The following is a 24,357-nucleotide window of genomic DNA, read 5'->3' as shown; positions in this document are numbered from 1 at the left end:
GAGCGGGCCGATGAGACTGGAGCAGATGTACCAGGAGGTGATCCTGGACCACTACAAGCATCCGCACGGGCGGGGCCTGCGTGAGCCCTATGACGCCGAAGTGCACCACGTCAACCCCACCTGCGGTGACGAGCTGACCCTGCGCGTCCACCTGGAGCCCGCCGGCGACTCGCCGGAGCAGGCCGTGGTCCGCGACATCTCCTACGACGGCCAGGGCTGCTCCATCAGCCAAGCGGCCACGTCCGTACTGTGCGACCAGATCGTCGGCATGCCGCTCGGCGACGCCCTGAGCGTGGTCGAGAGCTTCCAGGAGATGGTCTCGAGCCGGGGTAAAGTCGAAGGGGACGAGGACGTGCTCGGCGACGGCGTCGCGTTCGCCGGGGTGTCCCGGTACCCGGCGCGCGTCAAGTGCGCGCTGCTCGGCTGGATGGCGTTCAAGGACGCCGTCGTCCAAAGCGGTGCGGGCGCGGCCTCCGACGGCGTGCCGGCGCGATGACCCCGACGCGATGACCCCGGCATGACGACACCGCACGGACGCCATTCCGTGAAAGACCTAGAATCGCGAGAAACCAGCACCCACCGGAGGGCAGGACAATGACCGAAAGCCAGGTTGCCGGATCGGCTCCGTCGCTCGACGACGTCGAGGAGGCCATGCGTGACGTTGTGGACCCGGAGCTGGGAGTCAACGTCTTCGATCTCGGCCTCGTCTACGACATCGCCATCGAGGAGACGGGCATCGTCAAGCTCGACATGACGCTGACCTCCGCCGCGTGCCCGCTCAGCGACATCATCGAGGACCAGACCGTCACGGCGCTGGTGCGCAGCGGCCTGGCGCCGGACGTCGAGGTCAACTGGGTGTGGATGCCGCCGTGGGGCCCCGACAAGATCAGCGACGACGGCCGCGAGCAATTGCGTGCGCTCGGCTTCACGATCTGAAGCCCTGACGTACCCGGAGGTCGGGGCCACTGCGGGCGAGCTGCCCGCCGGATACCGGCACATCCGGGAGTCGCTGTGCATCGGGCGCGGCGAGGACACGTTCCTCGCCGCGTCCGATGCGCTTACGCGGTGGAAGGTCCATCGGCGGGCAGGTCTGCGCGTGGAGGCGCCCGGCCCGCCAGCGCAGGGCATGTGCATCCTTCTGCGCTGGTACGGATTCCGGATCCCGTGCCGCGTCGTCTACACGATCGATGAACCCGCCCGGCGCGGTTTCGCCTACGGCACCCTGGCGGGACACCCGGAGTCGGGGGAGGAGCGCTTCTGCGTCGAGCACCGCCCCGACGGATCCGTCCACGCCGTGGTCACCGCATTCTCCAGGCCCGGTCGCTGGTTCACGCGCATCGGTGGCCCCGCCGCGCGTGCGGTCCAACGGCGATGGACGGTGCGGTACCTGCGGGCGATGCGCCGCTGACGCTCACATCCATTCCGCACTGATTCCAGCGGGATCCGGTGTCCGGCAATGAAACTCGGGGTACACGAAGAGAACGCCCCACGAACATCGGGGGATCCTGACGGCCGAGCGGGTCCGATCGGCCCGATCCGGTCGATGATGACCGCCGTGACCAGAAACCGCATGCTCAGAACCCTGCCCCTCCTGCTGGCCTCGGCCACACTCGCCGCCGGTCTCACCACCGCGTCCGCCGGAGTCGGCGGCGCTGCACCCGGCTCGTCCGCGGCCGTCCCGCAGGTGACCAACACCGTCGTCATCGGCCTCGACGGCACGATGCTCGATCAGGTGAAGGCCGCGGACACGCCCACTCTGCACCGACTGATCGCCGAGGGCACCAGCGGCCGGTCGTCGATCCTCGGGCACCCGACGATCTCGGGACCGTCCTGGTCGACGATCCTCACGGGTGTATGGCACACCAAGCACGGCGTCGTGGACAACTCGTTCGAGGGTGCGAACTACGCCGAGTATCCGAGCGTCTTCACCCGCATCGAGACCGGGAACCCGCAGATGCGCACCGTCGCCATCTCCACGTGGGGCGGGATCGCCACCATCGCCGGATCCGGCGATCCCGCAGCAGACGTCGTCGTCACCACGCCGTCCGCAGGCGACGGTGCGGCCACCGACGCCGCCACCGCGGAGGCCGTGGCGGACGAGATCACCGCGAACGGGCCGGAGTTCGTCTTCACCCAGCTCGACCAGGTCGACGGCGCCGGTCACTCCTCCGGTACCGCGGGCTCCGAGTACGAGCCCGCACTCGAACGCGTCGACGCCCAGGTCGGCACGATCGTCGACGCCGTCGACGCCCGCAGCGAGGCCACCGGCGAACAGTGGGCCATCATCGTCACGTCCGACCACGGGCACAGGCCCGAGGGAGGCCACGGCGGTCAAAGCGACGCCGAGGGCGCCACGTTCGTGATCGCACGCGGTGCCGGCTACAAGGCCGGCTCGGTGGACGACACGCTCACGATCGCGGACGTCACGCCCACCGTGCTCGACAACCTGGGCCTCGATCAGCCGGCGGACCTCGACGGCACGCCGATCCCGGGCGGTGCCCCGGCTGCGACCGGATCGCTGGGGCGGCCGCCGGCGTGGATTTCCACCGGCTCACTCGGCGGCTGACTCACGCCCGTCGGACACCGGCGCGCGCCAGAGTCCGACGAGCCGACGGATCGACCGTCCGGAACAGCGACCACATCGCGGCCGCTGTTCCGGCGACGTCGGTGCGGCCGGACAAGTAGGCGCGTTGGCGGTCGGCCGGCAGTGCGAAAAAGGCGTCGAAGAACCCGGCCGTCGCCGTCGGTTCCAGGCTCAGCAGCGCCGACAGCCCCATCTCCCGGAGTGCCCGCACCGCACGCGCGGACCGTGGCCACAGCGCCCTGGACGGATCGCGATCGTCGACGAGCGCGTCCACCACGACATCCGTGGCCGACAGCGACGCCGCGACGCTGTACCCGGTGCCGGGGTGCATGAGCCCCGCCCGCGCCCCGAACGCCGGCACCGCCCCGGCCCGGTTCGGCGCCTGGACGGGGAAGCGGACCCGCTCGACCGTGCCGCCCGCGGGGATCCTCACTCCGCGGGCGGCAAGTCGTGCGACGAGACGCCGGCGCAACTCGCCCAGCGGCAGGCCGGGGCGGCCCACCAGGCAGGTCTCCTCGAGCAGGACGGTGCCGTCGCCGAGCGGCATGGCGTACAGGAACGACGGGGGAGCACCGTGTTCTGCGGCATTGTCGGGCCGCCAATCCATGAACCACGCATCACCGTCTCCGAGCGCCGGTGCGGCGACGTCGGCCGACACCACGACCCCGAACGCCGTCTGCTCGGCCAGCGCCGGACTCGGCCGCACCCCGCGGGCGTCGATCACCCGGCGGGCGTCGATGCGGGCGCCGTCGCGCAGGGCCACCGATCGCACGGTCGCCGCCGATGGTGCCGGGAGCTCGGCCGACCCGGCGATCACCCGGACGCCGGACAGGTCGAGGCGCCGGCGCAACGCGGAGTTGTCGAACACGCCGTAGGCGCGGTCCAGCACGCGTTCCCCGACGCCGTGCACGCGAGGCCGCCGAACACGAGCCCGCCAGACGTCGTCGCCGACCCAGCCGGGCACCTCGTCCACCCACGCCGCGTATGTCGCACGCCACCCGCGGTGGGGGTGTGGATCGATGCCGACCACGTCGAGGCCGCGCGCCGCGGCGCGATGCGCGAGCGCCCGGCCGGCCGGACCGAGCCCCACGACGGCAAGGTCGACGGCGCTCCCGGCGGTCGGCACCGTCGTCACATGCCGCCGGTGGCGAGCAGCCCGCCGTCCACGCGCACCGTGTCGCCGGTCAGCCACGCCGCGTCGTCGGACGCCAGGAACGCGACGGCCCGGGCGACATCCTCGGGGGTGCCGATCCTGCCCATCGGGTACTTGCGCGCCGCCTGCTGCTCATCGTCGCCCACGAGAACGCTCGCGAACGACGTGTCGATCACGCCGGGCGCCACCGCGTTCACGCGGATCGCCGGGGCCAGCTGCCAGGCGAGCTCCTCGGTGAGCCGGATGAGGGCCGCCTTGGACGCGCCGTAGGCGGAGATCACGCCCGACGACCGCAGGCCGGCGACGCTGGCGATGTTCACCACGGCACCGCCGTGCTCGCCCATCCAGGCCCGGTAGGCCTCCTGCACGTACCCGAGCGCGGCGACGACGTTGGTGTCGAAGATCTTGCGCACCCCGCCCAGGTCCGCGTCCATGAGCGCACCGAACACGGGGTTGATGCCGGTGTTGTTGACGAGGATGTCGAGGCTGCCGAAGCGCTCGAGCGCCGCGGCGACCGTCGCGGCACGGTCTTCGTCGTGCCCGGTGTTGCCGGCGACGGCGAGGACCCTGTCCTGGGGCGAGCCGGCGGTCGCGCCGCCGCAGTACTGCGCGCGCAGCCCCGCCGCAGCCTCGTCCAAGGGCCCGGACTTGCGGGCGGTCACCACTACGGACGCGCCGCGGGCCAGGAACTCCGCGGCGATCGCCCGCCCGATGCCCCGGCTCCCGCCGGTGACCAGGGCGGTCCGCCCGGTGAGGTCGGCGCGGCCGGCGGAGCGGGAGGGGGGTGCAGGGTTCTCGTCGAGGGCCATGCTCCGACCCTAGTTCCCGGCCGTGGCTCGCCGCCCGCTGGGGCGCAGGTCACACGGTGCGGACGCTCCGGCAGCGGGATGGACCGGTAGCATGGACCATCGGCCGAGCGCAGGGCGTCGCACAGTGTGCAGTGTGCAGTGTGCAGTGTGCAGTCAGCAGTGTGTGGCGTGCAGTCAGCAGCGTGCAGCGTGCAGCGTGCAGTGCACGGTGCACATCCCGTTCCGCCCGGTGGCCCCGTTCCACACGATGCCACCGGTGCATCCGGTAGCGCGGCCCCGCTCGGACAGGCAGTCCCGCCCGGCAACGCAGTAGGGAGCATTCAGTACGTGATCACCGCCACCGACCTCGAGGTACGCGCGGGCGTACGTACCCTGTTGACGGCCCCCGGGGACCAGCTCCGCGTGCAGGCGGGCGACCGCATCGGGCTGGTCGGCCGCAATGGCGCGGGCAAGACCACGACGCTGCGCATCCTCGCCGGCGAGGGCGAGCCCTACGCCGGCGCGGTCGCCGCCGGCGGCGAGGTGGGGTACCTGCCCCAGGACCCGCGTGAGGGCAACCTCGACACCATCGCGAAGAACCGCGTTCTCTCCGCCCGCGGGCTCGACGAGATCATGCGGTCGATGGAGAAGCAGCAGGTGCTCATGGCCGAGCTGGTGGACGATGCCGCTCGCGATCGCGCCATCCGCAAGTTCGGTCAGCTCGAAGACCGCTTCTCCTCGCTCGGCGGATACCAGGCGGAGTCGGAGGCCGCGCGCATCTGCCACAGCCTGGGCCTGCCCGACCGCATCCTGGACCAGCCGCTGCGCACCCTGTCCGGCGGCCAGCGGCGGCGCGTGGAGCTGGCCCGCATCCTGTTCGCCGCCTCCGACGGCAGCGGCGGCAAGTCCGGCACGACGCTCCTTCTGGACGAGCCCACCAACCACCTCGACGCCGACTCGATCGCGTGGCTGCGCACCTTCCTGCAGAACCACGACGGCGGTCTCATCGTCATCAGCCACGACGTGGACCTCCTCGAGGCGGTGGTGAACCGCGTCTGGTTCCTCGACGCCGTGCGCGGCGAGGCGGACGTGTACAACATGGGCTGGCAGAAGTACCTCGACGCGCGCGCCACCGACGAGCAGCGTCGCCGCCGCGAACGCGCCAACGCGGAGAAGAAGGCCGGCGCGCTCAAAGCCCAGGCCGCGAAGCTCGGCGCCAAGGCCACCAAGGCCGTCGCCGCCAAGAACATGGTCCGGCGGGCCGAGCAGATGATGGAGTCGCTCGACGAGGTGCGCGTGGCCGACAAGACCGCGCACATCAAGTTCCCGGCGCCGGCCCCCTGCGGGAAGACGCCGCTGATGGCCGCGGGGCTGGGCAAGAGCTACGGCTCGCTGGAGATCTTCACCGGCGTCGACCTGGCCATCGACCGCGGCAGCCGCGTGGTGGTGCTCGGCCTCAACGGCGCGGGCAAGACCACCCTGCTGCGGATCCTCGCAGGGGCGGCGCAGGCGGACACCGGCAGCATCGACCCCGGGCGCGGCCTCAAGATCGGCTACTTCGCCCAGGAGCACGACACCATCGACAACGACGCGTCGGTGTGGGAAAATATCCGCCACGCCGCGCCGGACGCGGGTGAGCAGGACCTGCGCGGCCTGCTGGGGGCGTTCATGTTCTCCGGCCCGCAGCTCGAGCAGCCGGCGGGCACGCTCTCCGGCGGCGAGAAGACCCGCCTGGCGCTGGCCGGCCTCGTGTCCTCGGCCGCCAACCTGCTGCTGCTGGACGAGCCGACGAACAACCTCGATCCGACCTCGCGTGAGCAGGTGCTGGCGGCGCTGCGCACCTACGAGGGCGCCGTGGTGCTGGTGACGCACGACCCGGGCGCCGCCGAGGCGCTCGACCCCGAGCGGGTCATCCTGCTGCCGGACGGCACCGAGGACCACTGGTCCGAGGAGTACGCGGAGCTCATCTCGCTGGCGTGACCGGCGCCCGCACGGCGTGTCAGTCGCGCTTGCGCACCGACTCCTCCACCAGGTCGAGCACGCGCGCCAGGTTGCCCGCGTCGTGCCCGCCGGCGACCCGGGTGATGAGGCCGTCGAGGACGAGCTCCAGGTAGTCCTGCAGCACCTCGCCGGTGACGTCGTCGCGCAACCTGCCCGCCGCCTTCTGGCGGCGCAGTCGTTCGCCGGTGGCGGCGCTCAGCTCGCCGGAGCGCTCGGACCACCGCCGGCGGAAGTCCGCGTCGGTGCGCAGGCGCCGGGTGATCTCCAGGCGTGTTGCCAGCCAGTCGAAACGCTCGGGGTGCGTGAGCACGTCCCGCATGACCTGCACGAGCCCCTGTTCTGCCGCGGTGTCCGCCATCCGCTGGGCGTCGTCTTCGGCCAGCGCCAGGAACAGCGCCTCCTTGTCGCGGAAGTGGTGGAAGATCGCGCCGCGCGACAGGCCGGTGGCGTCCTCGAGCCGGCGCACGGTGGCGCCTTCGTATCCGTACTCGGCGAAGCACTTCCGGGCGCCGTCGAGTATCTGGCTGCGCCGTGCGGCGCGGTGGTCTTCGCTGACTCGGGGCACCCCCCGATCATAGGCAATCAAACAGTACGTGCGTCACGGGATCGCCTTCAGGCGATCCCGTGGAACGCGACGCGGCCCCGCCCGGTGCCGGGCGGGGCCGCGTCTGCGGTGGTCAACGCGGTGCGATCACGCCTCCGCGCCGGCCATGTTCCGCAGCACGTACTGCAGGATGCCGCCGTGGCGGTAGTAGTCCGCCTCGCCGGGCGTGTCGATGCGCACGATGGCGTCGAACTCGACCGTGGACCCGTCGGCCTTGGTCGCGGTGACCTTGAGCGTGGCCGGCGTGGTGCCCTCGTTGAGCTCCGTGATGCCCGCGATGTCGAAGGTCTCGGTGCCGTCGATGCCCAGCGACGTGTAGGACTCGCCCGCCGGGAACTGCAGCGGGATCACGCCCATGCCGATGAGGTTGGAGCGGTGGATGCGCTCGAACGACTCGGCGATGACCGCCTTGACCCCCAGCAGGACGGTGCCCTTGGCCGCCCAGTCGCGCGAGGAGCCGGAGCCGTACTCCTTGCCGCCGAGCACCACCAGCGGCGTGCCCGCCTTCTGGTAGTTGACCGAGGCGTCGTAGATGAACGCCTGCGGGCCGCCGTCCTGGGTGAAGTCGCGCGTGTAGCCGCCGCTGACGCCGCCGTCGACGATGGCGTCGAGCAGGTGGTTGCGCAGACGGATGTTGGCGAACGTCCCGCGGACCATGACCTCGTGGTTGCCGCGCCGCGACCCCAGCGAGTTGAAGTCCTTGCGGGCGATGCCGTGCGACTCGAGGTACTGCGCGGCCGGGGTGCCGGACTTGATGGCGCCGGCGGGGGAGATGTGGTCGGTGGTGACCGAGTCGCCCAGCGTCGCCAGCACGCGCGCGCCGGCGATGTCGCCGACGGGCTGCGGCTGCGCCGTCATGCCGTCGAAGTACGGCGCCTTGCGCACGTAGGTGGACTCGTCGTTCCAGTCGAAGATCCTGCCCTCCGGCGTGGGCAGGCTCCGCCAGCGGTCGTCGCCCTTGAACACGTCGGCGTACGACTTGGTGAACATCTCGCTGTTGATCGCCGACTTGATGGTGTCGTTGATCTCCTGGGTGGACGGCCAGATGTCCTTGAGGAACACGTCGTTGCCCTCGTTGTCCTGCCCCAGGGCGTCGGACTCGAAGTCGAAGTCCATGGTGCCGGCGATCGCGTAGGCGATGACCAGCGGCGGGGAGGCCAGGTAGTTCATCTTGACGTCGGGGGAGATGCGACCCTCGAAGTTGCGGTTGCCCGACAGGACCGCCGTCGCGGCCAGGTCGTTGTCGTTGACCGCCTTCGAGATCTCCTCCGGCAGCGGGCCGGTGTTGCCGATGCACGTGGTGCAGCCGTATCCGCCCAGGTAGAAGCCGAGCTTCTCCAGGTACGGCCACAGGCCGGCCTTTTCGAAGTAGTCGGTGACCACCTGCGAGCCGGGCGCCATGTTGGTCTTCACCCAGGGCTTGCTGGTGAGGCCCTTGTCCACCGCGTTGCGGGCCAGCAGTGCCGCACCGATCATCACCGACGGGTTCGACGTGTTGGTGCACGAGGTGATGCCCGCGACGGCGACGGCGCCGTGGTCGAGCGTGAAGGTGCCGCGCTCGGCGGAGGCCACCTCGATGGGGGTGGACGGCACGCCGTCGACCACCGGGGTGCCCTCGGCGACGTAATTGGTGATGTCCTTGCGGTATTGCTGCTTGGCCTCGCTGAGCAGGATGCGGTCCTGCGGGCGCTTGGGGCCGGCGATCGAGGGCACCACGGTGCCCAGGTCCAGCTCCATGTACTCGGAGAACACGGGCTCGTTCTCCGGGTCGTGCCACATGCCCTGGTCCTTGGCGTAGGCCTCGACGAGCGCCAGGTGCTCCTCGCTGCGCCCGGTGAGCCGCATGTAGTCGATGGTCTCGGCGTCGATCGGGAAGATCGCGGCGGTGGAGCCGAACTCGGGGCTCATGTTGCCCAGCGTCGCGCGGTTGGCCAACGGCACCTCCGCGACGCCGTTGCCGTAGAACTCGACGAACTTGCCGACGACGCCGTGCTCACGCAGCATCTCGGTGACCGTGAGCACCACGTCCGTCGCGGTGACGCCCGGCTGGATCTCGCCGGTCAGCTTGAAGCCGACCACCCGCGGGATCAGCATCGACACCGGCTGGCCCAGCATGGCGGCCTCGGCCTCGATGCCGCCGACGCCCCAGCCGAGCACGCCCAGGCCGTTGACCATCGTGGTGTGCGAGTCGGTGCCGACGCACGTGTCCGGGTACGCCTGGCCGCCGCGTGTCATCACCGTGCGCGCGAGGTGCTCGATGTTGACCTGGTGCACGATGCCGGTGCCCGGGGGGACCACCTTGAAGTCGTCGAAGGCGCCCTGGCCCCAGCGCAGGAACTGGTAGCGCTCGCCGTTGCGCTGGTACTCCAGCTCCACGTTGCGCTCGAAGGCGTCGGCGCGGCCGAACACGTCGAGGATCACCGAGTGGTCGATGACCATCTCCGACGGGGCGAGGGGGTTGACCTTGTCCGGGTCCCCGCCCAGCGCGACGACCGCCTCGCGCATGGTGGCCAGGTCGACGATGCAGGGCACGCCGGTGAAGTCCTGCATGATCACGCGCGCCGGCGTGTACTGGATCTCGACGCTCGGCTCGGCCGTCGGATCCCACGCGGCGATGGCGCGGATCTGGTCGGCGGTGATGTTCTTGCCGTCCTCGTTGCGCAGAAGGTTCTCGGCCAGGACCTTCAGCGAGTAGGGGAGTTTGGCGGTGCCGGGCAGCGCCGAGAGCCGGAAGACCTCGTAGGAGTTGTCTCCGACCTCGAGCGTGCCGCGGGCGCCTAACGTATCGTTACTTGTGCTCACGTGCGCTCCACTCGTCATCGATGCTCACCGCCTGCGGGTCTCACCGGCGGTTTCGCGAGTCGCGTGCGCCGCCCGTCCGTGATGTGCGTCCGTGATGCGGAGGCGTCTCGCGGCGGCGGGCGTCGCCGACGCGGGTGGCGTCTCCTGGACCGGAACGGGCTTGCCAGTCCGCCCTGTGCGCCGGCTCCGCGGCCGCACGGCGGGGCGCGCCTCGGCTCGCCGCCAGTCTAACAGTACGGGCGTACTACGTGCTGGCAGCCGGAAGGACCGGGTGTCGGGCGGCGGCGGAACCGCGCGTTCCGCCGCCCCGGAGCGTGTCGGTTGACGGGGCATCGGACCCCGGACCCTAGACTCACCGTGTCATGCTCCGCTGACGCCGGAGAAGGATCACGGAGAAGGGTCGCCGATGAGTTCTGCCGACTACACCTCGGACACCCTCGCGGGGATGACGGTGCAGCAGGTGATCCGGGACGTCGCCGACGACGGCGTTTCCGTGCCGCCCGAGTACGCGGACGTCGCGCCCGGGCTGCGCGCCGTGGTCTCGGACGCCCAGCACGACGGGCTGGACCTGTCCGTCGTCGTGGTCCCGCACGACCAGTGGGGGATGAAGCTCGGCAGCCCCATCGCCTATCCCGAGCGCCTGCGCGACCTGTCGACCGCCGTCGGCGAATCCGAAGGCGGCACCGTGCTCACCCTGAGCCCCGCGCAGATCGGCACCTACAGCGACTCGCTGAGCAGGTTCACCCTCGAGTCCGCGGAGAACGCCGTGCAGCATCCGCGGTCACCGGAGCTGACGGTCTCCGCGCAGCGGTTCGTCGACGAGGTGGGGCAGGACCCCTTCCCCTGGACGGCCGTCTCCGCCGTCCTGCTCGCGCTCGTCGTGCTCGTGGTGGCGGGCGGCACAGTCCTCAACGTGCGCCGCGCCCGCGGCTGAGCCGCCGGCCGCCTCGCAGCGTCCGTCCACCCGCCACCACCTGAGGTTTCGCGTATTACATCGCTGATATTTGTGACAGAAGTTCACTATGGGACGCGATCTGTCGTACGGTGCTACTGGCACGGATGTTGCGTATGGGAGTCCTGTCGGCGCGTCGGAAAGACCGTCAGCGGAAACAGTGCGTCCGCTGGTGGGCCCGCGACGCGCCGGCCCGGGCCACCACCGCATCCGGGATGTGCGGAGCGAAGGGAAGCGCCCCGCGCTCGCTGCCGCCGCCGCGTACCCGGGCCGCCCGGTGCGCGGCGCGGCGAAACCGAGGGAGAACTTCGTGGGACGTAAGGGATCGAGCGCTGCGCGATCTGATGACCATCCTCGTCCGTTCCGGACTCACGCACGCGTGGGGGCGGGCCTGCTCGTCGCCGGCGCGATGCTGCTGAGCTCCCCTGGGATGTCGATGGCCGTGCCGCCCCCGCCGCCCAACCCGTCGGACGCGCAGTTGCGCGACGCCGCGGGCGCGGTGACGCAGGGCGTGGGGCACGTCAGCGAACTCATCAACAGGATCGCGCAAGCGGACCAGGACCTGCAGAACCTCATCGGGCGCGTGCAGATCAAACGCGAGGCGGCCAACAAGGCGCTCGTCGACCTGCAACGCGCACGCTCCATCGCCGCAGAGGCGGCCGCCGCAGTGCAGACCGCGCAGCGGCAACTGTCCGACGCCGGGGCGGCGATCCAGCGCGCCCAGGAGCAGTTCGAGCAGTACGTGTCGACCGGCTACCAACAGGGCGCGCCCGTGGGCTCCCTGACGATGTTCCTGGGATCGGACGGCCCCGACGACGTTCTGACACGCGCACGCCTGATGGAGGTGGTCCGCCAGGCGTTCGAGAACGCGATGGTGGACCTGCAGCGCGCCCGCGCCCAGGAGGCCAACCAGGTCTCGTCCAACAAGGCGGCCAAGCAGCGCGCGGACGCCGCGGCCGACGACGCCCGCCGGAAGGAGCAGGCGGCCAAGCAGGCCATCGCCGAGGCCGAGGACGCAGCGCAGCAGCAGGCCGCCGAGCGCGCGCGCATCGAGGCGAACAAACAGCAGGCGGAGGAGGAGCTCGCGGCCGCCCGCAACAACGTCGAGGGGCTGCAGTCGCAGCGCGCGGTCTACGAGGAATGGGACCGCCGCCGCCAGGCCGAGGAGGCTGCGGCCCGTGCCGCCCAGGAGGCGGCGCGCAAGGCCGCCGCCGAGGCCGCGGCGCGCGCCGCGGCCGACTCCGCGGCCCAGGCCGCCGCCGACGCGGTGGCCGCCAGCCAGAAGAACGGGAACCTCACCGGGACCGTGGACACGGCGGTGGCGAGCAAGTCCGCCGCGCAGAAGATCGAGATCGTCATCGACCGCGGCATGTCGCAGCTGGGGGTGCGGTACTCCTGGGGCGGCGGCAACGCCAACGGGCCCACGCTGGGCGTGCGGGACGGCGGCGTGGCGGACACCTACGGCGACTACAAGAACGTCGGCTACGACTGCTCCGGCCTGATGGTCTACGCCTTTGCGGGCGTGGGGATCTCGCTGCCCAAGTACTCCGGCTACCAGTACACGGCCGGCAAGCAGGTGCCCGTCGACCAGGCCCGACGCGGCGACATGCTCTTCTGGGGGCCCGGCGGCAGCCAGCATGTGGCGCTGTACCTCGGGGACGGGCAGATGCTCGAGGCGCCGTTCTCCGGCGGCGTGGTCCGGGTGGCACCGGTACGGTGGTCCGGGATACAGCCGTACGCGGTGCGCATGATCGGGTGACGGACCATCAGGTGACGGACGGCGGCCGCGCCGCCCCTCGCCGCCGCGCACGGCCGGCGTTCAGGCGTGCGGAATCCCCGCGCGCGCAGCGAATCAGGAGGGCGGGACACCGGTGGCGAGCCATGACATGACCGGGCAGGGAACTGCGGATCAGGCGCAGGCGGGGGGCGCCGCGGGCGGCCGCGCCGCCGGGCTGCCCGCGGACACGGCGATGCTCGAGCGCGCGGTGTACGAGATCAAGCGCGTGATCGTCGGCCAGGACCACCTGGTGGAGCGGATGCTCGTCGCCGTCCTCGCCCGCGGCCACGTGCTGCTCGAGGGCGTGCCCGGCATCGCGAAGACGCTGGCAGTGGAGACGTTCGCCACGGTCATGGGCGGCGATTTCTCCCGCATCCAGTTCACGCCCGACCTCGTGCCCACCGACCTGCTCGGCACCCGCATCTACCGGCAGGGCCGCGAGGAGTTCGACACCGAGCTGGGGCCCGTCGTCGCCAACTTCGTCCTGGCCGACGAGATCAACCGCGCCCCCGCCAAGGTGCAGTCCGCTCTGCTGGAGGTGATGGCGGAGGGGCACGTGTCCATCGGCGGCACCACCTATCCCATGCCGCTGCCGTTCCTCGTGATGGCCACGCAGAACCCGATCGAGAGCGAGGGCGTCTACCCTCTGCCGGAGGCGCAGCGGGACCGCTTCCTGTTCAAGGTGCTCGTGGGCTATCCGACGCCGGAGGAGGAGCGCGAGATCGTCTACCGCATGGGCGGCGTCGCGCCGGTCCCGGAACGCGTGCTCGCCCCGGAAGACCTGGTGCGCCTGCAGGAGGCCGTGGGGACGGTGTTCGTCCACCACGCGCTGGTGGACTACGTGGTGCGACTGATCACCGCCACCCGCAGCCCGCAGGACCACGGGCTCGACGAGGTGGGGCAATGGATCGCCTACGGCGCCTCGCCGCGCGCCACCCTCGGCATCATCGCCGCGGCGCGCGCGCTCGCGCTGGTCCGCGGGCGCGACTACGTGGTGCCGCAGGACGTGGTCGAGGTGGTCCCCGATGTGCTGCGGCACCGGCTGGTGCTGACCTATGACGCGCTCGCGGACGAGGTCTCGGCCGAGGACATCGTGCGCAAGGTCATGAGCGCGGTACCCCTGCCGCAGGTGACGGCCGCGCAGACGCCGCCCGCCCAGCCGGCGCCCGCGCAGTACGGGCAGGGCGCGCCCGCGGCGCCGCCCGCCGCCGACGCCGGTCCCCGGCGTTGACGGGGCGGGACCCCCGCGCGGCCGCACGGGGCGGTCCGCCGTCCTTCGCGCGCGGTGAACTCGAAGACCCGGCGCTCAGCGCGGCCCTGCACACGCTGGAGCTCACGGTACGGCGGCGCCTCGACGGGCTGCTGCACGGCGATTACCACGGGCTCATCCCGGGCCCGGGGACCGAGCCCGGGGACGCGCGCGAATACCAACCGGGCGACGACGTGCGCCTGATGGACTGGTCGGTCACCGCGCGCACCACGGTGCCGCACATGCGCATGCCCATCGCCGACCGCGAGCTCGAAACCTCGCTGGTGGTGGACCTGTCCGCCAGCCTCGACTTCGGTACAGCGCACTGCGAGAAGCGCGACCTGGCGGTCGCCGCATGCGCCGCGATCACCTACCTGACCCTGCGCGGCGGCAACAGGATCGGCGCCGTCATCGACACCGGTTCCCAGCGGATCCGCATCCCGGCACGCAGCGGCCGGGTGCACGCACGGACACTGCTGCGCACGATCGCCACCACGAAACGTCCCGCAGACGGGGTGCGGGGAGACCTGGCGGGGGCCGTCGAGTCCCTCCGGCGGCGGCGCTCCCGGCGCGGCCTCGTCGTCGTGGTGAGCGACTTCCTCGGCGACACCGACTGGGAAAGGCCGCTGCGGGGCATCGCCGCCGCGAACGACGTGCTCGGCGTCGAGGTCCTGGACCCCCGTGACATCGCCTTGCCCGACGTGGGCACCGTGGTCCTGCGCGATCCGGAATCCGGCCGCACGCGCGAGTTCACCACCACTGCGAAAGTGCGGTCGGACTTCGCCGCGGCGTCCGCAGCCCACCGCGACCTCGTCGCCCGGGTCTTCCGCAGCAACGGCGCCCCGCTGCTGCGGCTGCGCACCGACCGCGACTGGATGGCGGACACGGCCCGGTTCGTCGCGACACGGCGGCGTCTCGACGCCGGGGCGATGGCCACCGCTGCGCCGGGGGCGGGGGGCGCGCTGTGAGCCTGTCCGGTTTCGTCCACCCGTGGTGGCTCCTCTGGTTGATCGCGGTGGCGATGGTGGCGGCCGCGTACATCGCGGTGCAGCTGCGGCGCCGGCGCAAAGCGCTGCGCTTCGCGAGCTTCGAGATGCTCGACGCGGTGACCCCGCAGCGTCGCAAGTGGTACATCCACCTGCCGGCGGCGTTGCTGGTGCTCGGCCTCACCGGCCTCACCATCGCCGCTGCCGGGCCCACCGCCGACCACAAGGTGCCCCGCAACAGGGCCACCGTGATGCTGGCCATCGACGTGTCGTTGTCGATGGAGGCGACCGACGTGCAGCCCAGCCGGCTCGAGGCGGCGCAGGAGGCCGCCAAGTCTTTCGTCGACGAGCTGCCCGACGGCATCAACCTCGGCCTGGTGTCGTTCGCGGGCACGGCGTCGGTCCTCGTCTCACCCACCACCAACCGGCAGTCGGTGGTCGCCGCCATCGACAACCTGCAGCTGGCCGAGCGCACCGCCACCGGCGAGGCGATCTTCACCTCCCTGCAGGCGATCGAGAACTTCGCCGCCGGCCTGGGCGGCGGCGACAACGTTCCGCCCGCGCGGATCGTCCTCGAATCCGACGGCACCCAGACCGTTCCGCAGGGCCTCGACGACCCGCGCGGCGCGTTCACCGCGGCCCGCCAGGCCAAGAAGGTGGGCGTGCCGGTGTCGACGATCTCGTTCGGCACCTCCTACGGGTACGTCGACATCGAGGGACAGCGCATCAACGTCCCCGTGGACGACGATTCGCTCAAGCAGATCGCGGAGCTGTCCGGGGGCACCTTCTTCCGGGCCTCGAGCCTCGGCGAGCTGGAGAGCGTCTACGACACGCTGCAGACGCAGTTGGGCTACGAGATCGAACGCGGCGACGCTTCGCGGCCCTGGCTGCTGCTGGGCTCGGCGCTCGTGCTGGCCGCGGCGGCCGGTTCGCTCGTCGTGGGCCGGCGGCTCCCGTGACGACCCGGATAGTGACGGCTGTGCACGGCGCCGCCCACGGTTTCGCCGCGCCGATACCGATGGGTAGGGTGAGTCACCATGGCGAAGACCGATGAGAGTCCTACTGACGCGCAGGGCCGTTCCGTCCTGGTCACCGGCGGCAATCGCGGCATCGGCCTGGCGATCGCCCGCCGGCTCGTGGCCGACGGACACCGGGTGGCGGTGACCCACCGCGGGTCGGGCGTGCCGGAAGACCTGTTCGGCGTCGTGTGCAATGTCGACGATTCCGACTCGGTGGACCGCGCGTTCACCGAGGTCGAAGAGCATCAGGGCCCCGTCGAGGTGGTCGTCGCCAACGCGGGCATCACCGACGACACGCTGCTCATGCGTATGTCGGAGGAGCAGTTCCAGCGCGTCGTCGACACCAACCTCACCGGCGCGTTCCGCGTGGCCAAACGCGCCTCGCGCCCCATGCTCCGCAAGCGCTTCGGCCGATTCATCTTCCTCGGCTCCGTCGTCGGGCAATCAGGCGGCCCCGGCCAGATCAACTACGCGTCGTCCAAGGCCGGCGTGGTGGGCCTGGCACGGTCGCTCACCCGCGAACTCGGTTCGCGCTCCATCACCGCCAACGTCGTGGCCCCCGGCTTCATCGACAGCGACATGACCGCGGTGCTCGGAGACGCGCACAAGAAAGCCATCGTCGAGGCCGTGCCGCTCGGCCGTGCCGGACGCACCGACGAGGTGGCCGCCGCAGTGAGCTGGCTCGCCTCCGACGACGCCGCGTACGTCTCGGGCGCGGTGATCCCGGTCGACGGCGGACTCGGCATGGGACACTGACCGGGGGACCGGAACCCCGCACGGCACCGGCGGGCCGCGACGCGGCCCGCCCCGCACACACCGCAGCGCAGGAGGCGCACACCGCATGGCAGGACTGCTCGCCGGCAAGACCATCCTGGTCACCGGGATCATCACCGATGCGTCTATCGCATTCCACGTGGCGAAGACCGCCCAGGAACAGGGCGCCCGCGTCATCATCACCGGCTTCAACCGGCTGCGGCTGATCGACAGGATCGCCCAGAGGCTGCCGGAGGACGTCCCGCTGGCCGTCGAGCTCGACGTGCAGAACCCCGAGCACCTGGCATCGCTCGCGGACCGGGTCCGCGAGATCGCCCCCGAGGGTGTCGACGGCGTCGTCCACTCGATCGCCTTCGCGCCGCGCAGCTGCCTGGGCGCGGGGTTCTTCGACGCGCCCTGGGAGGACGTCTCCCAGGCGCTCGAGGTCTCGGCGTACTCGTATGCGGCGCTGGCCAAAGCGCTGCTGCCGGTGCTCAACGACGGCGCGTCGCTGGTGGGCATGGACTTCGACCCCACCCGGTCGATGCCGTTCTACAACTGGATGGGCGTTTCCAAGGCCACGCTCGAATCGGTGAACAGGTACGTGGCCAAGGAGGTCGGCGGCCGCGGCATCCGCTCCAACCTGGTGGCGGCCGGCCCGGTCAAGACCCTCGCGGCCAAGGCGATCGCGGGCGACGCGACCGGGCCCGGCGCGGAACTCGCCCGGCTCAACGAGATGTGGGACCGTGCGGCGCCGCTCGGCTGGGACGTCGACGATCCGTCGAAGGTCGCCAAGACGGTCGCCGCCGTGCTCTCCGACTGGTTGCCCGGCACCACCGCCTCCGTGGTCTACGTCGACGGCGGCTTCCACGCCACCATCGGCTGACCGGCATGGCCAGCGCATCGGGGGAGTCGTCGGTGCGCGAGCCCGGCGCGCGCGCCCTGCTCGTCGCATCGTTCGGGGGCCCCGAGGGGCCGCAGGACGTACGTCCGTTCCTGGAGAACGTCACGCGCGGGCGGAACATACCGCCCGAACGCCTCGACGCCGTCGCGGAACACTACCTGCACTTCGGCGGCGTCTCACCGATCAACGCGCTCAATCGGGCGCTCATCGACGCCGTCCGAGACCGCCTGCGTGCGGAAGGAATCGACCTGCCGGTCCATTTCGGCAACCGCAACTGGCATCCGATGCTCGAGGACGCCGTGGCAGGCCTCGCCGCCGACGGCGTCGACAGGGCGCTCGTGTTCGCCACCTCCGCGTGGGGCGGCTACTCCGGATGCCGCCAGTATCAGGAGGACATCGCCCGCGCCCGCGCCGCCGCGGGGGACCGCGCACCGGAGCTGGTGCGCCTGCGGCAGTTCCACGACCACCCTCTGTTCATCGCCGCGTTCGCCGATGCTGTGCTCGCGGCCCTCGGCAGGCTGGGTGCCGAGCGTCCCCGCCTGGTGTTCACCGCCCACTCGGTGCCTGATGCGGCGGACCAGGCTGCGGGCCCGCCCGCCGACGGCGGCCGCCTGTACAGCCGTCAGGTCGCCGAATCGGCACGCCTGGTGGCGCGGGCCGCGGGCGTCGACGAGCACGACGTGGTGTGGCAGTCGCGGTCCGGCCCGCCGCACATCCCGTGGCTCGGCCCCGACATCTGCGACCACCTCGACGACGTGGCGGCACGCGGGCACGACGGCGTGCTGGTGTGCCCCGTCGGGTTCGTGTCCGATCACCTCGAGGTGATCTGGGACCTGGACACCGAGGCCCGCGACCACGCCGCACGGTTGGGCCTGGCTTTCGGCCGGGCCGCCACCCCCGGCACCGATCCGCGGATGGCGCAGATGATCGTCGAACTCGTCCGCGAGCACCTGGACGGCGCCGCGCCGCGCCGGTCGGGGAGCGTGCCCCAGTACGGGTGTACCCGCAACGGGGCCGCCTGCGCAGTCGGTTGCTGCGGGGCCACCGCGCCGCCGCCGCGCGGCGCGGGTTAGTCAGGCCGGGCCGGCCGGTCCACCTCTGCGGCGGGCCGGCGCCAGGGGAAGGGCCGTCGAAAACGACGGTCAGTGGCGGCGTTCAGTCCGCGATGCGCGGGCCCTGGCCGCCTCGCCCGCGGTGCCCGGCGGCGGACCACTGCCCTGCAACGCGGCGACGGCGTGCGCCGTGGCGGCCAGGCGCGCGGAGCGCACCGCCCCCGCCAGCTCCCGCAGGCTCGCATCCCGCGCACTCGTTGCCGTCGCGGAGTGCGGCGATCCGGCCGCGACCGCCTCCGCCGTGCGCAGGATCGCGGCGACGGTCGTGGCCGAATGGAAGGTCTCCGCGTCGCGCTGCGGGGTGGCCGGGGGCAATACGTGCAGTCCGGCGCGTGCGATGTGCGCGGCGACGGCGCGCTGGGCCTGTGCTCCCGCCGCGCCGACGCGATCCTGGCCGCCGAGCAGGTCGGTCGCGCGGCGCACCGCCTCACGCAGCGCATGGCGCGACTCACCGACCGCCGGCGGCGCCGAGGGGACTCCGCGGCACCCCGCGTCGTAGGCCACCCAGCGCAGCACGTCCCCGGAATCGCGGAACGGCACCAGCCCGATGCACCCCGTGCATGCGCCCGTCCCTTCGATGCCGCGGTGGAGCACGAGCCCCTCGCCGGCCTCGGTGGCCGTCGCCGCGAAGTCGGTGCCGCGGGCCACGGCGCCCCTGTCGCCGGCGACGGGCAGTACGACCTCGAGTCGGAGGCCGTCGCCGAGCCGGCGCAGCATGCCGAGCAGCGCGACCGGCCCCGCGCCCACGGTGTCCTGCGGCCAGGCGAGGCCCGTCGTCGCCGCGACGGATTCCGTCGCCGCCACCGCCAGGTGCATCGGCGCCCACTGCGCCAGCGCCTCGATCACGTGGTCCGGTGCCGCGGCCCCCCGCAACCAGGGCGCCGCCCACAGCGCCAGGGTCACGGACGGATGGCCTTCCGGCGGCGGGGTGGACGGTGGGCCCGGGCGCCGGGGCTTGCCGCTACGACGTGGTGAATCGCTCATGATCACACCAGGATAACGGCTGTTCCGCGTGTCGCGGCGCGCCGCCGCGTCGGCCGCTCTACCCTCGGATGCCGTGAGCGACATGTATGGCGGCGACATCTTCGCCGGGCACGCCAGGAAGAAGTCCCGCACGGCACCGGAGGTGGCGGCGGAACGCGGCCTGGTGGCCGAGGACGCGGCGTCGGGGTACTGCGGCGCCGTGGTCGGTTTCGAGAAGACCTACGACGGCCGGTTCGTCCGCCTCGAGGACGCGCGCGGCAACACCCGGCTGTTCGCCATGCGCCCGTCCGCCTTCCTCATCGACGGGCGGCCGGTGACCCTGGTCATGCCCGCGGCGCGCCCGTCACGTCCGCAGGGCGCCACGTCCGCGTCGGGATCCGTGCGCGTGGAGGGGCTGCGTGCACGCACCGCCCGCGCCGCCCGGATCTGGGTGGAGGGCGTGCACGACGCCGCACTGGTGGAACGGGTCTGGGGGCACGACCTCCGCGTCGAGGGCGTGGTGGTCGAGTTCATCGAGGGCCTGGACAACCTGGGCGAGCGGCTCGCCGATTTCGTTCCCGCGCGCGGCCGGCGTGTGGGCGTGCTGGCCGATCATCTGGTGGACGGCTCCAAGGAGACGCGGATGACACAGAACCTCGGGCCGCACGTCCTGGTGACCGGGCACCCGTACATCGACGTGTGGGAGGCCGTGAAACCATCCGCGGTCGGAATCCGCGCGTGGCCGACGATCCCGCGCGGAACGGACTGGAAGACGGGCGTGTGCAGCGAACTCGGCTGGGGCACACCATCCGACGGGTGGCGACGGGTCAACGCGGCCGTGTCCACCTACCGCGACCTGGAAACGCCGCTGATCGGAGCCGTCGAACGGCTCATCGACTTCGTCACCGAACCGGACTGATCCGCCGCGGGCCCGTGCGCCCGGACGCCGCGGCCCCCGTCGACCGGCCGGTTTTTGGTTAGATGGTGGTGTGACTGCGTTGATCTGGTTCGCGGCCGCTGTGCTGCTGGCGGGCGCCGAGGCGCTCACCGGCGACCTCTTCTTGTTGATGATCGCGGGCGGTGCTCTCGGCACGGCCGGCGTCACCGCCCTCGTCGACCTGCCGGTGTGGGGCGACGCGCTGATCTTCGCCGCGGTGTCGCTGATACTCGTGCTGGGGCTGCGGCCGTTCCTGCTGCGCCGGTTCGGCCGCCCGCCCGAGCACCCCACGAACACCGCCGCCCTGCCGGGCAGGCACGCCACCGTGCTCCGCGCGGTGGGCACCGACGACGGGCTGATCCGGCTCGGCGGCGAGGATTGGACGGCCCGGCCGCTCGACCCCCAGACCAGCTACCCCGAGGGAGAGAAAGTGACCGTCTTCCGCATCGACGGCGCCACCGCCATCGTCTTCAAGGAGCTTTGATGCCCGCAGCAGTGATCGTGCTCATCATCGTCGTCGTGCTGGTGGTGGTGCTCGTCGTCCAGTCCGTGACGCTGGTGCCGCAAGCGCAGGCCGCGGTGATCGAGCGACTGGGCCGCTATTCGCGCACCATCTCCGGCCAGCTGACGTTCCTCGTGCCGTTCGTCGACCGGGTCCGCGCCCGCGTGGACCTTCGTGAACGCGTGGTGTCGTTCCCGCCGCAGCCGGTGATCACGGAGGACAACCTGACCCTGTCCATCGACACGGTCGTCTACTTCCAGGTGACCAACCCGCAGGCCGCGGTCTATGAGATCAACGACTACATCGAGGGCGTGGAGCAGCTGGCCACGACGACGCTGCGCAACGTCGTCGGCGGGATGACGCTCGAGGAGACGTTCACCTCCCGCGACTCCATCAACGGGCAGCTGCGCGGGGTGCTCGACGAGGCCACCGGCCGCTGGGGGCTGCGCGTGGCGCGTGTGGAGCTCAAGAGCATCGACCCGCCGCCGTCGATCCAGGAGTCGATGGAGAAGCAGATGAAGGCCGACCGCGAGAAGCGCGCGATGATCCTCACCGCGGAGGGCCAGCGGGAGTCCGCCATCAAGACGGCCGAGGGCAACAAGCAGAGCCAGATTCTGGCCGCCGAGGGCGCGAAACAGGCGGCGATCCTCGAGGCGGAGGCGGAGCGCCAGTCGCAGATCCTCTACGCGGAGGGCGAACGGGCCGCCTCCTACCTCAAGGCCCAGGGCCAGGCGAAGGCCATCGAGAAGCGCTTCGCGGCGATCAAGCGCGGGCGCCCCACGCCGGAGCTCCTGGCCTATCAGTACATGGAGACGCTGCCGGAGATGGCCCGCGGCGACGCCAACAAGGTGTGGGTGGTGCCCAGCGACTACGGCGCCGCGCTCAAGGGGTTCGCGCAGCAGCTCGGCGCCCCCGACGCGCAGGGGACGTTCCGGTTCGAGCCGACCGCGCCGGAAGGCGAACAGCCCGGGGTCGACGAGGACTGGGAGGACGTGGCGCACTGGTTCGAGACGGCCAGCGATCCCGCGGTCGCGGAGGCGGTGGCCGCCGCGGAGGCCGTGGCCCGGACCCCGGTGGACCCCGTGGAGGGGGCGGCGGCGCAGATCGCGCCCCGGCCGCGTCCCCGGCCCTCCGTCCCCGGCCCGCCGTCCTCCGGTTCTGCATCGTCCGGTTCTGCGTCGGCCGGCGGTGCGCGGGAACTACCGGACCAGCATGATCCCGACTCCCGCGACGGCGAGTGAGAACAGCACGCTGGTGAAGGTGCCGATGATGAACTGCTCGGAGGCGTCGGGTTCGCGCAGCTCCGGATAGCGCGCCAGGCCCTTGACGGCCAGCACGACGGCGATCCCGCCCGGCCAGCCGGCGAGCACCGCCACCGTCACTGCGGTGCGCTCGAGCACCCCGATGGCCAGGCCGCCGCGCAAAGGGCCGGGGCGGCCTGCGTCGGCGGAGTCGTCGGTGCCGGTCGCCCCGGCGGCATCATCGACACGGACGGCATCATCGGTACTGGCCGCATCGCTCGCCTCCCGGTCCGCCGGGGGCGGGGCGCTCGCCCAGCGCCGGACCATCCCCACGTCGAACACCGTCCGCACGATCACGTCCGCGGACAGCGCGGCCGCGGCGACCGTGAGCACGTACGCCGCCACCTGCGCGGCGCCTGTCACCGACCCGGCCGCCCGCGCGCACAGCGCCGCGGCCACCAGCAGCGCCACCGTCAATGCGCCCAGGGCGGCCGTCGCCCCGGGCCGCCGCAGACCGGGGATGCGCGCGATGACGGCCGCCACGACGATCGCGCCGAGCAGGGAGAGCGCCGCCGCGATCACCGGTCCGCCTCCCGCAGCATGCGCTCGGCGAGGACCCGGCCGGCGACCTCCGGCTGCCATGCGGCGGTGGCCAGGCGCTGGGACACCGCCTGTTTGGTGATGCCGAGAATCTCCGCCGCCTCGGACTGGGTGAGTCCGCGATCCATCAGTCCCACTGCCGTGTGGCCCTGCGCGGAACGCCGTACGATCACCAGGCCGGTGAGCACCATCGCCGTCTGCGCCGATTCGGCCCTGGCGGCGTCCGGGCCGGCGACGGCGACGGGGACCTGGGCCGATTTCGCTGCCTCGACCGCGGTCCGCGCCGCCTCGAACGCCCTGCCCCGGCCCGCGCGCGTGCTCTCCGGCAGCGGCAGGTCCACTGCGCCGATACCGATGCCGACGCTCCAGTGCTTGCGGCGGAGCAGGTCGAGGGCCAGCGTCACCACCAGGCGGGGGTTGTCCGTGACCGCCTGCACCTCGTCGCCGGCGGTGCGTTCGAACCGCCGCAGCAGGGGGGCTCTGTTGACCTCCGGCAGCAGGGCCTCGACGCGATCCTTGTCACGCCGGCTGCGCCGCTGGTCTACGGTGAGAACGAACATCGTCGAGGTCCTCCCGGAACGTGTCGGCCCACCCGGCGGACGCGGGCGAAGGCGGCCATACCATTGCCGCCTGAGTCAACCCTACATCCTTAACTCTGTGCGGTAAAGACAGATGCCTTGACTGACTGGGATCAAGCCACGCCGCTTGACGCCGGATCGCGTCCCTCCCGGCCGGACCGGACCGCCCCCGCGTCCAGCCGCGCGTCGACGATCAGACCCAGCACCCCGACACCGACCGCCGCCGCGGTGAGGGCGAGCGAGGTCCAGTCGCCGCCGGTGCTCACCGCGTGGCCGAAGTACACGACCGCCACCGTCCCCGGCAGACTGCCCACCACCGTGGCCGCCAGGAAGGGCAGCACCCGCACCCCGGACACCGAGCAGCAGTAGTTGAGCACCGAGAACGGCACCACCGGGATCAGGCGCAGCGATCCGACGGCGAGCCAGCCGCGCCGGCGCAGCCGCTCGTCGACCCGCCGCACGGCCGGATGCGTGAGCCGGGCGTGGACGGCGTCCCGGCCGAGCGACCGCCCCGCCAGCAGCGTCATCAGCGCGGCGAGCACGCTGCCCGTCAGCGCCAGGACCACGCCCCACAGCGGCGCGAACAGCACGCCCGCCGCGACGGTGAACGCGGTGCGCGGCACCGGAGCGGTGCACACCACAGCGTGCACCGCCACGAACACGACCGGAAACCACCAGCCCGCCCCGCGGACCACCCGGCCAGCGAATCCGGCGACAACCCGGGCCCCAGCACCGCCGCGCGACGACGACGGTCGCGAAGAACGCCAGCGCGGCGATGCGGCGGCGGCCGGCCGGCGTCCGCGGCGACAGCCCGGCACGGACCCGCGCCGCCGGCGACGGGGCGGCACGCGC

Annotated in this window: 24 protein-coding genes; 16 read left to right on the top strand and 8 right to left on the bottom strand. The window is 72.1% G+C overall.

Going from position 1 to position 24,357, the window contains the following annotated elements; genetic code table 11:
* Positions 1-10: 10 nt before the first annotated feature.
* From sufU to H4F70_RS10430, 4 genes are all read left to right on the top strand, one after another.
* Positions 11-496 carry a Fe-S cluster assembly sulfur transfer protein SufU gene (sufU, locus tag H4F70_RS10445; protein ID WP_182357143.1) on the top strand — a complete coding sequence of 162 codons (486 nt, stop codon included), beginning with the start codon at positions 11-13 and terminating at the stop codon, positions 494-496.
* Between the two features lie 98 nt (positions 497-594).
* Positions 595-936, top strand: coding sequence for a metal-sulfur cluster assembly factor (locus H4F70_RS10440; protein WP_143908102.1), 342 nt, complete (start codon positions 595-597; stop codon positions 934-936).
* Entirely contained in the window at positions 914-1,408 is a 495-nt protein-coding gene (locus tag H4F70_RS10435; RefSeq protein ID WP_182357142.1) for a DUF1990 family protein, read from the top strand. The genes H4F70_RS10440 and H4F70_RS10435 overlap by 23 nt, the downstream gene beginning before the upstream one ends.
* 138 nt (positions 1,409-1,546) lie before the next feature.
* Positions 1,547-2,566 (top strand): alkaline phosphatase family protein, encoded by a 1,020-nt coding sequence (locus tag H4F70_RS10430; protein WP_235681534.1) that lies wholly within the window; start codon positions 1,547-1,549, stop codon positions 2,564-2,566.
* A gap of 1 nt (position 2,567) precedes the next feature.
* Here the strand turns inward: H4F70_RS10430 and H4F70_RS10425 are convergent, their stop codons facing one another.
* Together H4F70_RS10425 and H4F70_RS10420 are read right to left on the bottom strand one after the other, a co-directional pair.
* Positions 2,568-3,710 carry a lycopene cyclase family protein gene (locus tag H4F70_RS10425; protein ID WP_182360325.1) on the bottom strand — a complete coding sequence of 381 codons (1,143 nt, stop codon included), beginning with the start codon at positions 3,708-3,710 and terminating at the stop codon, positions 2,568-2,570.
* A 5-nt stretch (positions 3,711-3,715) separates the two neighbouring features.
* The gene (locus H4F70_RS10420) at positions 3,716-4,546 is read right to left on the bottom strand and encodes an SDR family oxidoreductase (RefSeq protein WP_182357140.1); all 831 of its coding nucleotides are present in this window, start codon (positions 4,544-4,546) and stop codon (positions 3,716-3,718) included.
* Between the two features lie 327 nt (positions 4,547-4,873).
* Here H4F70_RS10420 and H4F70_RS10415 point away from each other — a divergent pair, with 327 nt between their 5' ends.
* Positions 4,874-6,505 carry an ABC-F family ATP-binding cassette domain-containing protein gene (locus H4F70_RS10415; RefSeq protein WP_182357139.1) on the top strand — a complete coding sequence of 544 codons (1,632 nt, stop codon included), beginning with the start codon at positions 4,874-4,876 and terminating at the stop codon, positions 6,503-6,505.
* Positions 6,506-6,524: 19 nt separating this feature from the next.
* Here H4F70_RS10415 and H4F70_RS10410 read toward each other — a convergent pair whose 3' ends face one another.
* Both H4F70_RS10410 and acnA read right to left on the bottom strand, forming a co-directional pair.
* A complete protein-coding gene (locus tag H4F70_RS10410) occupies positions 6,525-7,091 on the bottom strand; it encodes a TetR/AcrR family transcriptional regulator (RefSeq protein ID WP_182348709.1) in 567 nt (188 codons plus the stop codon).
* Between the two features lie 126 nt (positions 7,092-7,217).
* Positions 7,218-9,932: an aconitate hydratase AcnA gene (gene acnA / locus H4F70_RS10405; RefSeq protein ID WP_276529686.1), complete on the bottom strand. Its 2,715-nt coding sequence runs from the start codon at positions 9,930-9,932 to the stop codon at positions 7,218-7,220.
* A gap of 406 nt (positions 9,933-10,338) precedes the next feature.
* Here acnA and H4F70_RS10400 point away from each other — a divergent pair, with 406 nt between their 5' ends.
* The 8 genes from H4F70_RS10400 (at position 10,339) to H4F70_RS10365 (ending at position 18,645) form a co-directional block, all read left to right on the top strand.
* The gene (locus H4F70_RS10400) at positions 10,339-10,866 is read left to right on the top strand and encodes an Rv1476 family membrane protein (RefSeq protein ID WP_182357137.1); all 528 of its coding nucleotides are present in this window, start codon (positions 10,339-10,341) and stop codon (positions 10,864-10,866) included.
* Positions 10,867-11,293: 427 nt separating this feature from the next.
* Positions 11,294-12,643 carry a C40 family peptidase gene (locus tag H4F70_RS10395; RefSeq protein ID WP_182360324.1) on the top strand — a complete coding sequence of 450 codons (1,350 nt, stop codon included), beginning with the start codon at positions 11,294-11,296 and terminating at the stop codon, positions 12,641-12,643.
* 127 nt (positions 12,644-12,770) lie between these two features.
* Positions 12,771-13,892 (top strand): AAA family ATPase, encoded by a 1,122-nt coding sequence (locus H4F70_RS10390; protein ID WP_182360323.1) that lies wholly within the window; start codon positions 12,771-12,773, stop codon positions 13,890-13,892.
* On the top strand, positions 13,889-14,878 hold the full coding sequence (locus H4F70_RS10385) for a DUF58 domain-containing protein (RefSeq protein ID WP_182357136.1): 990 nt from the start codon (positions 13,889-13,891) through the stop codon (positions 14,876-14,878). Before H4F70_RS10390 ends, H4F70_RS10385 begins: the two co-directional genes overlap by 4 nt.
* Positions 14,875-15,855 (top strand): VWA domain-containing protein, encoded by a 981-nt coding sequence (locus H4F70_RS10380; RefSeq protein WP_182347541.1) that lies wholly within the window; start codon positions 14,875-14,877, stop codon positions 15,853-15,855. Before H4F70_RS10385 ends, H4F70_RS10380 begins: the two co-directional genes overlap by 4 nt.
* Before the next feature lie 78 nt (positions 15,856-15,933).
* Positions 15,934-16,671 (top strand): 3-oxoacyl-ACP reductase FabG1, encoded by a 738-nt coding sequence (gene fabG1 / locus H4F70_RS10375; protein ID WP_182357135.1) that lies wholly within the window; start codon positions 15,934-15,936, stop codon positions 16,669-16,671.
* An 85-nt stretch (positions 16,672-16,756) separates the two neighbouring features.
* Positions 16,757-17,554, top strand: coding sequence for an NADH-dependent enoyl-ACP reductase InhA (gene inhA / locus H4F70_RS10370; RefSeq protein ID WP_182357134.1), 798 nt, complete (start codon positions 16,757-16,759; stop codon positions 17,552-17,554).
* 5 nt (positions 17,555-17,559) lie between these two features.
* Entirely contained in the window at positions 17,560-18,645 is a 1,086-nt protein-coding gene (locus tag H4F70_RS10365; RefSeq protein ID WP_182357133.1) for a ferrochelatase, read from the top strand.
* A gap of 69 nt (positions 18,646-18,714) precedes the next feature.
* Here the strand turns inward: H4F70_RS10365 and H4F70_RS10360 are convergent, their stop codons facing one another.
* Complete coding sequence (locus H4F70_RS10360) at positions 18,715-19,668, bottom strand: hypothetical protein (RefSeq protein ID WP_182357132.1); 954 nt, start codon at positions 19,666-19,668, stop codon at positions 18,715-18,717.
* Between the two features lie 82 nt (positions 19,669-19,750).
* On the opposite strand from H4F70_RS10360, the gene H4F70_RS10355 reads away from it, so the two are divergent.
* From H4F70_RS10355 to H4F70_RS10345, 3 genes are all read left to right on the top strand, one after another.
* Positions 19,751-20,566, top strand: a complete 816-nt coding sequence (locus H4F70_RS10355; RefSeq protein WP_182360322.1) for a DUF3097 domain-containing protein — start codon at positions 19,751-19,753, stop codon at positions 20,564-20,566.
* A gap of 70 nt (positions 20,567-20,636) precedes the next feature.
* On the top strand, positions 20,637-21,068 hold the full coding sequence (locus H4F70_RS10350; RefSeq protein ID WP_182357131.1) for an NfeD family protein: 432 nt from the start codon (positions 20,637-20,639) through the stop codon (positions 21,066-21,068).
* Positions 21,068-22,327, top strand: a complete 1,260-nt coding sequence (locus H4F70_RS10345; protein ID WP_182357130.1) for an SPFH domain-containing protein — start codon at positions 21,068-21,070, stop codon at positions 22,325-22,327. The genes H4F70_RS10350 and H4F70_RS10345 overlap by 1 nt, the downstream gene beginning before the upstream one ends.
* On the opposite strand, the gene H4F70_RS10340 is transcribed toward H4F70_RS10345, so the two are convergent.
* The 3 genes from H4F70_RS10340 to H4F70_RS10330 form a co-directional block, all read right to left on the bottom strand.
* On the bottom strand, positions 22,286-22,909 hold the full coding sequence (locus tag H4F70_RS10340; protein WP_372497541.1) for a hypothetical protein: 624 nt from the start codon (positions 22,907-22,909) through the stop codon (positions 22,286-22,288). The genes H4F70_RS10345 and H4F70_RS10340 overlap by 42 nt on opposite strands.
* Complete coding sequence (locus H4F70_RS10335; protein WP_182347534.1) at positions 22,906-23,487, bottom strand: hypothetical protein; 582 nt, start codon at positions 23,485-23,487, stop codon at positions 22,906-22,908. The genes H4F70_RS10340 and H4F70_RS10335 overlap by 4 nt, the downstream gene beginning before the upstream one ends.
* A 131-nt stretch (positions 23,488-23,618) precedes the next feature.
* Positions 23,619-24,161 carry a TVP38/TMEM64 family protein gene (locus tag H4F70_RS10330; protein WP_182357129.1) on the bottom strand — a complete coding sequence of 181 codons (543 nt, stop codon included), beginning with the start codon at positions 24,159-24,161 and terminating at the stop codon, positions 23,619-23,621.
* Positions 24,162-24,357: the final 196 nt, after the last annotated feature.

The organism is Tomitella gaofuii, assembly GCF_014126825.1.
GTDB classification, from domain to species: Bacteria; Actinomycetota; Actinomycetes; order Mycobacteriales; family Mycobacteriaceae; genus Tomitella; species Tomitella gaofuii.
Note: the sequence above shows the minus strand (reverse complement) of the source record. Positions and strands in the feature narration are given on the sequence as shown.

Coding starts and splice junctions, on each gene's coding strand:
- sufU (WP_182357143.1), top strand. CDS start 11: ATGAGACTGGAGCAGATGTACCAGGAGGTGATCCTGGACCACTACAAG.
- H4F70_RS10440 (WP_143908102.1), top strand. CDS start 595: ATGACCGAAAGCCAGGTTGCCGGATCGGCTCCGTCGCTCGACGACGTC.
- H4F70_RS10430 (WP_235681534.1), top strand. CDS start 1,547: ATGACCGCCGTGACCAGAAACCGCATGCTCAGAACCCTGCCCCTCCTG.
- H4F70_RS10420 (WP_182357140.1), bottom strand. CDS start 4,546: ATGGCCCTCGACGAGAACCCTGCACCCCCCTCCCGCTCCGCCGGCCGC.
- H4F70_RS10400 (WP_182357137.1), top strand. CDS start 10,339: ATGAGTTCTGCCGACTACACCTCGGACACCCTCGCGGGGATGACGGTG.
- H4F70_RS10395 (WP_182360324.1), top strand. CDS start 11,294: ATGCTGCTGAGCTCCCCTGGGATGTCGATGGCCGTGCCGCCCCCGCCG.
- H4F70_RS10390 (WP_182360323.1), top strand. CDS start 12,771: ATGACCGGGCAGGGAACTGCGGATCAGGCGCAGGCGGGGGGCGCCGCG.
- fabG1 (WP_182357135.1), top strand. CDS start 15,934: ATGGCGAAGACCGATGAGAGTCCTACTGACGCGCAGGGCCGTTCCGTC.
- inhA (WP_182357134.1), top strand. CDS start 16,757: ATGGCAGGACTGCTCGCCGGCAAGACCATCCTGGTCACCGGGATCATC.
- H4F70_RS10365 (WP_182357133.1), top strand. CDS start 17,560: ATGGCCAGCGCATCGGGGGAGTCGTCGGTGCGCGAGCCCGGCGCGCGC.
- H4F70_RS10360 (WP_182357132.1), bottom strand. CDS start 19,668: ATGAGCGATTCACCACGTCGTAGCGGCAAGCCCCGGCGCCCGGGCCCA.
- H4F70_RS10355 (WP_182360322.1), top strand. CDS start 19,751: ATGTATGGCGGCGACATCTTCGCCGGGCACGCCAGGAAGAAGTCCCGC.
- H4F70_RS10345 (WP_182357130.1), top strand. CDS start 21,068: ATGCCCGCAGCAGTGATCGTGCTCATCATCGTCGTCGTGCTGGTGGTG.
- H4F70_RS10335 (WP_182347534.1), bottom strand. CDS start 23,487: ATGTTCGTTCTCACCGTAGACCAGCGGCGCAGCCGGCGTGACAAGGAT.